Annotated in this window: 4 protein-coding genes and 1 pseudogene; 3 read left to right on the top strand and 2 right to left on the bottom strand. The window is 44.6% G+C overall.

The annotated features are described in order from the left end of the window. Nucleotides 1–484 precede the first annotated feature (484 nt). Nucleotides 485–1,873: a PTS glucose transporter subunit IIBC gene (gene ptsG / locus L4D76_RS04700; RefSeq protein WP_428439781.1), complete on the top strand. Its 1,389-nt coding sequence runs from the start codon at nucleotides 485–487 to the stop codon at nucleotides 1,871–1,873. Between the two features lie 418 nt (nucleotides 1,874–2,291). On the opposite strand, the gene L4D76_RS04705 is transcribed toward ptsG, so the two are convergent. Then, a complete protein-coding gene (locus L4D76_RS04705; RefSeq protein ID WP_428439782.1) occupies nucleotides 2,292–2,819 on the bottom strand; it encodes a hypothetical protein in 528 nt (175 codons plus the stop codon). A gap of 587 nt (nucleotides 2,820–3,406) precedes the next feature. Here L4D76_RS04705 and L4D76_RS04710 point away from each other — a divergent pair. After that, complete coding sequence (locus L4D76_RS04710; protein ID WP_428439783.1) at nucleotides 3,407–6,244, top strand: AMP-binding protein; 2,838 nt, start codon at nucleotides 3,407–3,409, stop codon at nucleotides 6,242–6,244. A 163-nt stretch (nucleotides 6,245–6,407) separates the two neighbouring features. Next, nucleotides 6,408–6,746 carry a hypothetical protein gene (locus tag L4D76_RS04715; protein WP_428439784.1) on the top strand — a complete coding sequence of 113 codons (339 nt, stop codon included), beginning with the start codon at nucleotides 6,408–6,410 and terminating at the stop codon, nucleotides 6,744–6,746. An 82-nt stretch (nucleotides 6,747–6,828) separates the two neighbouring features. On the opposite strand, the pseudogene L4D76_RS04720 reads toward L4D76_RS04715, so the two are convergent. Next, nucleotides 6,829–6,928, bottom strand: a pseudogene (locus L4D76_RS04720) (IS5/IS1182 family transposase); the annotation flags it as partial.

The raw sequence follows: 6,928 nt of genomic DNA on the forward strand, positions 1-6,928 counted from the left end.
AGGAATTCTATTGCTGGCAGTAGAATATATTCTTAGTAAGTGAGGCCAGACCCAGTCAACATGGGCAGAGCTATAAATAGCCATGGAAAACTACTTGCTAGGCATTGTGTATTGGCTGAGGGTGTTATTGTCATGAAAATAAACGAAAAAGTGCGACTAAGTAAGACAAGTTAAGTTTGCCTTACACACAATTACCGCATCGTTACGTTACGTTACGTTATGTTACATCCAGTGTGATGGTCTACTCGTAAATATCAAAATTGGTATCGTAAGATACTCCCCGTTGAAACAAAAAGTTTATAACGCAATTAATAAACGATTCTAAATAAAAGCAGGGACAAGAATGAAGGAGACTTGCTCACTTCTCTTGATCTGCTGCGAAGACAAACACACGGCACCACGGTTATTTATTAAGTAATCAATAAACGATGCCCTGGTAAGACTAGGGCTCAAAAATTTATGTTCATAATGAATGGGGGTTCAAATGAACTTTTTCAGTACGATGCAAAAAATGGGGCGTAGCCTCATGCTTCCTGTAGCATGTATGCCAGCAGCTGGTATTCTACTCGGGATTGGTGGTAACTCAGAAGTTGCAAAATTCTTACCTGACATTGTAGCGCAAATCATGACCGAGGCCGGTCTGGGTGTGTTTGCAAACATGGCCTTGCTATTTGCTATCGGTGTTGCTCTTGGTTTCACGAAAAACGATGGCGTTGCAGCACTTGCTGCGACTCTTGGTTACCTAACGATGACACGTGTATTGGGTGTTGTTGCTGAAGGTACCGATACCGGTGTATTCGGTGGTGTTATCATGGGTTTGGTAGCCGCACAGCTGTTTAATAAATATCATTCTATTCAGCTACCAACTTACCTTGGCTTCTTTGGCGGTAAACGCTTCGTTCCAATCGTTACTTCACTAGCGGCGTGTGTTGTTGCTGCAGTGCTGGCTATTATTTGGCAACCAATTGGTGCAGGTATTGCTACATTCTCTGAGTGGGCAGCTTACCAGTCTCCAGAAGTGGCATTCGGTATCTACGGTATTGTTGAGCGCTCTCTAATTCCTTTCGGTTTACACCATATCTGGAACGCACCATTCTTCTATGAAGTCGGTGAATTCACAACTGCTGCTGGCGAAGTTGTTAAAGGTGAAATCCCACGCTATCTTGCTGGTGACCCAACTGCTGGTAACTTGGCTGGTGGCTACATGTTCAAGATGTTCGGCTTGCCTGCTGCTTGTCTTGCAATGTTCGTTACTGCTAAGAAAGAAAACAAACTGAAAGTTGCTTCAATTCTAGGTTCTGCGGCACTGACTTCGTTCTTAACCGGTATTACTGAACCAATCGAGTTTGCGTTCCTATTCGTTGCTCCTGTACTTTACGTTGCTCACGCACTACTAGCAGGTTCTGCATTCGTAGTGATGATTATGCTGGGTATTAAGCACGGTACTACTTTCAGCCACGGTCTGTTTGACTTCACTCTACTATTCGGTCAGTCAACAAACGGTTGGTTACTGCCAGTAATCGGTGTTATCTACGCAGTTATTTACTTCTTAGTATTCGTTACGCTAATCAAGGCTCTGAACCTGAAGACTCTTGGCCGTGAAGACGAAGAAGAAACAAAAGTTGCAGTAAACACGTCAGCTGACGGTCTGGCTAAAGACATCACTGATGCATTCGGTGGTAAAGCGAACATTAAAGATTTAGAAGCTTGTATCACACGTCTACGTGTTACTGTTCACAACAGCGCGAAGGTTGATACTGACCGTTTGAAAGCACTTGGTGCTGCTGGTGTGTTCGTTAAAGGCGACAACTTCCAGGCTGTATTCGGTACTCACTCCGAAATCATCAAAGGTCAAATGGAAGTACTAGCATAATAAAAGTCTGATTAAGACTAGACTAAGCCCGAACTTTTGTTCGGGCTTTTTTTGTTTTATCACTATCGGTTAGTAGTTGGTTCTGTCGCAAATTCTCCCCTAAGTAATCCTTCCCGAACTCAACAAATTCAGAAAAACCTGATATTAGATTCTGATCATGCTGAATCACTGTTGGTGATAACCATTCCAATAGCATGAAGTGCCTGTGAAGAAAGAGCCCGGCTTTTAAAGGGGGAATTATCGAATGAATCCGGTATATATAGCCAGTTAGGGGGGATCTTACCGAAGATGCTTACCGGGAATATGTGGCTTTTCAGCCGAGAGGTGGGCCTCTGTTTTGCATTGCCAATACAATGTGGTTACAGCGTACGTTATTCTGGCCAAGCCCAAACGGCTAGCGGGATCAGAGGCTTATTTTTTAAGGGCAAAACAAAAGCCGGTATGTTTGACTGGCTTCTAACTCGCATACCAGAGATGCTTTGTCTGAGTTCAAAAGATGCTGCTTTACTATTTCCAGGTATTTCGACTCTGTAATTTGTACTTTTTTATCTTCACCAACCCAGAAATTCACTTCCACATAACCATCAGGAATATGCCGACCATCGACTTCTCTATCGTATTCATCCAAGTCAGATGAGTATGTAACACCATAGTAACCATCATTACCGCAGAAGCCATGGCGAGCAATGGCATATTCAACCAGCTCTTCATTGTCAGGCCAATGATTCAAAAAGACGTGCTTTACGATTTCTTCTGTAGCTGCAGCGGACGATAACTCTGATTTTTGCAGTTCAAACCACTGGCTAAATTCTTGTGCCTTTTTAATGAGCTTGTGGTTATCTTCGCAACCACGGAAGCGCAATTCCATCATCATAGAATCTAAAAGATCTTTGGTATCAGACAGCCTTTCAATCCACTCATCAATATCTTTAATTATTTTGCTCATAACGTCATCTTTTCGTGTTTATCTTAGAAATATATAAGTCAAAGTTTCTTAATATTCAAAATATATTCACCACCAACCTCAGAGCTAATTTTAAATGGCTCACTATTTCTTGAAAAATCAATGTATGTGTAGTCTCGGCTAGTATCCTCTTGATAATGGAGAATATGTGACGGCGCACATCCAGTTAAAAAAATGCCAGCAAGTAGTAAGCAGAGGGCTTTTCCCCTGATACATCCAATGAACGAGTTTAGCTTGATATCATCAGGCAGAAGTGACATTTTCCTTAAGCGTTTTGTTAGTCTTTTCATCTGATTGTTGTTTTTTAACATGTAAAGCACAATCGTTCAACATCTCACAAGTCATGTTCTTAAGCGATTGATTCTAAATTATCTAAGCACGTTTCTAAATCTCTGTCAGGAAAGGTACACCAGTTAATTGAATGAGAATTGAGACAGTGGTCATATTTAGGCGCTGATAATAGGAATTTGTTGATCGATTGACTTTGAAAACCATACAAGCTGCTGAATTTAGCTACACTTTTAGCATGCTTGTTATAACAGTCAATCACAGCTGTAAGGATACGTGCTATGCAGGTCGACTCAGAAACCACATCCGGTCGTGAGCCGGAGCAAACAGCACAATCAGTATTGAATGTCATTAATGAATTGGTTAAAGAACTACGGCAAGGGCAGGAGCTTCCTGAGCCGGTTCAGCTCGATTGTGATTTTGATCGTGATTTGGGTTTTGACAGCCTTGCTCGTGCTGAGTTGATCCAACGTATCGAGCAGCAGTTTAAGGTAAACCTGCCCGATGAGACGCTGGCCGTGATAGAAACGCCGCGGGATTTATTACGGGAACTGCTACACGCAGAGACTCAGGACATCGGTTTAGTTTCTGAACAAACTATCCGACAGATAAAGCTAGGGATTGTCGAATCTGCGCCTGAACATGTGGAAACTCTTCAACAAGTTCTTGACTGGCATGTCAAGGCGCATCCTGACCGTCCGCATCTTTATGTTTATCAGAATGCCGATCAGCTAACCGAGATCAGCTATCGGGCATTGCGGGATGAGGCACTGCGAATTGCATCCGGGCTGGTGAAGCAAGATGTCGAACCTGGTCAGTGTGTAGCCATTATGCTGCCAACCAGCAATGATTATTTTTACAGTTTTTTCGGGATACTGTTTGCCAGAGCCATTCCGGTTCCTATCTACCCACCTGCACGGCCTTCACAGATAGAAGATCACTTAATGCGTCATGCCCGTATTATGCAAAATTCTCAGGTGCGTATTTTGATCACTGTCCCGGAAGCCAAACCTCTTTCGCAATTGCTTCGGCTTCAGGTACCTTCTATTCAAGCAGTGGTCACGGTTGATGAGTTAAGGCAACTCCCTGAACCGCTCTCAACGGGTGAGGCTAAGAGCACGGATATTGCTTTTTTACAATATACTTCGGGCAGTACCGGAAACCCCAAAGGGGTAGCTCTAACGCATGCTAACCTGCTTGCTAATGTTCGGGCGATGGGCAAAGTGGTGCGTGCCGATTCGAGCGATGTTTTTGTCAGTTGGCTACCGGTATACCACGACATGGGGCTGATCGGTACCTGGTTCGGTAGCCTTTATCACGCCATGCCCTTGGTGATCATGTCGCCCTTGCTGTTTTTGTCAAAACCTCAGCGCTGGTTGTGGGCGATACATCACCATCGCGGTACTTTGTCACCAGCCCCCAATTTTGCATATGAGTTATGTATCAACAAAATCAACGATGCTGAGCTTGAGGGGTTAGATCTCAGCAGCTGGCGGCTGTCATGGAATGGTGCTGAACCGGTTAGCCCCAGTACGATACGTCGCTTTGCTGAGCGATTTGAAAAATATGGCTTTCACCCTGAAACCATGTCACCGGTTTATGGATTGGCAGAATGCTCGGTTGGTTTGACTTTCCCGACCAGCGTACGTCTTCCCATGATTGATCGTATCAGACGTGAGCCAATGGAGCGTTTTGGCCGGGCGATTCCGGCAGCAGCCGATGAGACTAATGTTATACAGGTAGTGGGCTTAGGTCAGCCGCTGCCGGGGCACCAGATCCGTATTGTTGACGAATTTGGCCGAGAGCTACCGGAGCGGGAAGAAGGAGGGCTGGAGTTTAAAGGGCCTTCTGCTACCCAGGGGTATTACCGGGATCAGGAAAAGACGCAACAGTTGTTTCATGGGGAATGGCTGGATACCGGTGACCGCGCCTATCTGGTCGGTGGTGAGCTGTTTATCACCGGACGGAGCAAAGATATTATTATCCGTGCGGGTCGAAACATCTATCCCCATGAGCTGGAAGAAGCCGTATGCAATATTTCCGGGATCCGAAAAGGCTGCGTTGCGGTATTTGCCAGTCATGATAGTAAGTCCGGCACCGAACGGTTGATTGTATTAGCAGAAACGCGTGAAACCGACAAAGCGCAGCAACAGCGGCTTCAGCAGGAGGTAAACAATCTTTCTCTGGATTTGCTGGGTAGCCCCCCAGATGAAGTGGTGATCGCACCACCTCATGCCGTCCCTAAAACATCCAGTGGGAAAATTCGCCACGCAGCATGTAAAGATCTCTATGAGCAAGACAAACTGGATGCCCGGCAACGTGCCGTGTGGTGGCAGACGCTTCGCTTGATGACGGCAGGAATAAAGCCTCAGCTGAGACGTTACTGGCGAATAGTTTCAGATTTTAGTTATGCAGCTTACATGTGGCTGGTTATGGCCGTCATTGCGTCATGTGTATGGTGCCTCGTTGCGATCATCCCCAATAAGCGCTGGTGCTGGTCGGTTACCCGACTTGGTGTTCGTTTACTGATCTGGTTTACGGGAACTAAGGTAACGTTTAAGGGACAGGAAAACCGGCCTGACGATACCACCCCCTGTATCTTAGTTGCTAACCATTCCAGTTACCTTGATGGGATGATAATGGCGCTGGTAGCCTCGTCAAAATGTAATTTTGTTGCCAAGGCGGAGCTATTGAAAAATCCTTTCGCCCGCATTTTTCTATCCAAGTTGGATACGGAATTTGTTGAGCGTTTTGATATGCAAAAGGGTGTGACTGATGCCCGGCGGATAGCAGCCAATGCCAGGGACAACCGCTCCCTGTTCTTTTTCCCCGAAGGAACCTTATATCGAATGCCCGGCCTTCACGAATTTCATATGGGGGCGTTTATTGCTGCGGTCGATGGTGGTCTGCCTGTCGTGCCAATCACTCTTTGTGGTACACGTTCAAAGCTGCGAGGTAAGTCTCTGTTTCCCAGGCGAGGAGATATCAGCGTGACGATTGGTAAACCGCTGACACCGGAAGGGACCGACTGGAATGCTGCCCTTAACCTAAGGGATCAGGCCAGAGCGGAAATTCTGAGCCATTGTGGTGAGCCCGATCTGGCACATACACCAAAGTAAGAGCAATCAGAGATGAGCAAAATTATTTACGTAATGAGGTATTTTGAGAGCGAGATCATCAACTATTGAACCCTTGTGTGTTAGGTTGCATATTCTTGTAAGGTATTCTCTGTTTTTATTACTTTATGATTCTGTATCAAAGTAGCAAATAAAAAGGATAATCATGGCGATAAAGAAAACGTATAAAGTTATTGGTAATGATTGTTGTGATATCACATTCAGCATTTCTCTAACTTTTCTGCAAGTTAGGTTTTCAGGTGTTGCGGTAGAAACGAGAGCTCCTTTAGATAAAATTACATTCACGACTCATCCAGCATTAACAGATGCTGTGAATGTGCATTATTCGAATGGTTATGATGTCAGTGTTTTTTGGACTATCGCTATAGCGAAAGAAGATGCAAGAGAACTTCAATCTATAATTGATAACTCCAAAAAAGAGCTGAATAAGTTCAGAAATACACGCAACTTTAGTAAAAAGAAATTAACGGAAACGCTGACATAAAGAACAAAAACTATCGGTTAGTGTGTATGGCGTTGTTGATCAAATCAGTTTCTAAGCGGATCTAGTTCTAATTAGCCGCATGCTATGCAATAGCTTTTCTTTCAGGCATACCTAGTCTTATGACTTTGTTTATAGCTTTTACATTGGCTAGGGCTTCGCCAACTTGACCGTTGTAACTACGG

The organism is Photobacterium sagamiensis (assembly GCF_050337085.1).
In the GTDB taxonomy this organism is placed as follows: domain Bacteria; phylum Pseudomonadota; class Gammaproteobacteria; order Enterobacterales; family Vibrionaceae; genus Photobacterium; species Photobacterium sagamiensis.

Bases quoted from the DNA above. Each gene is read 5' to 3' on its own strand.
- L4D76_RS04715 (WP_428439784.1), top strand. From the start codon at position 6,408: ATGGCGATAAAGAAAACGTATAAAGTTATTGGTAATGATTGTTGTGAT.
- ptsG (WP_428439781.1), top strand. From the start codon at position 485: ATGAACTTTTTCAGTACGATGCAAAAAATGGGGCGTAGCCTCATGCTT.
- L4D76_RS04710 (WP_428439783.1), top strand. From the start codon at position 3,407: ATGCAGGTCGACTCAGAAACCACATCCGGTCGTGAGCCGGAGCAAACA.
- L4D76_RS04705 (WP_428439782.1), bottom strand. From the start codon at position 2,819: ATGAGCAAAATAATTAAAGATATTGATGAGTGGATTGAAAGGCTGTCT.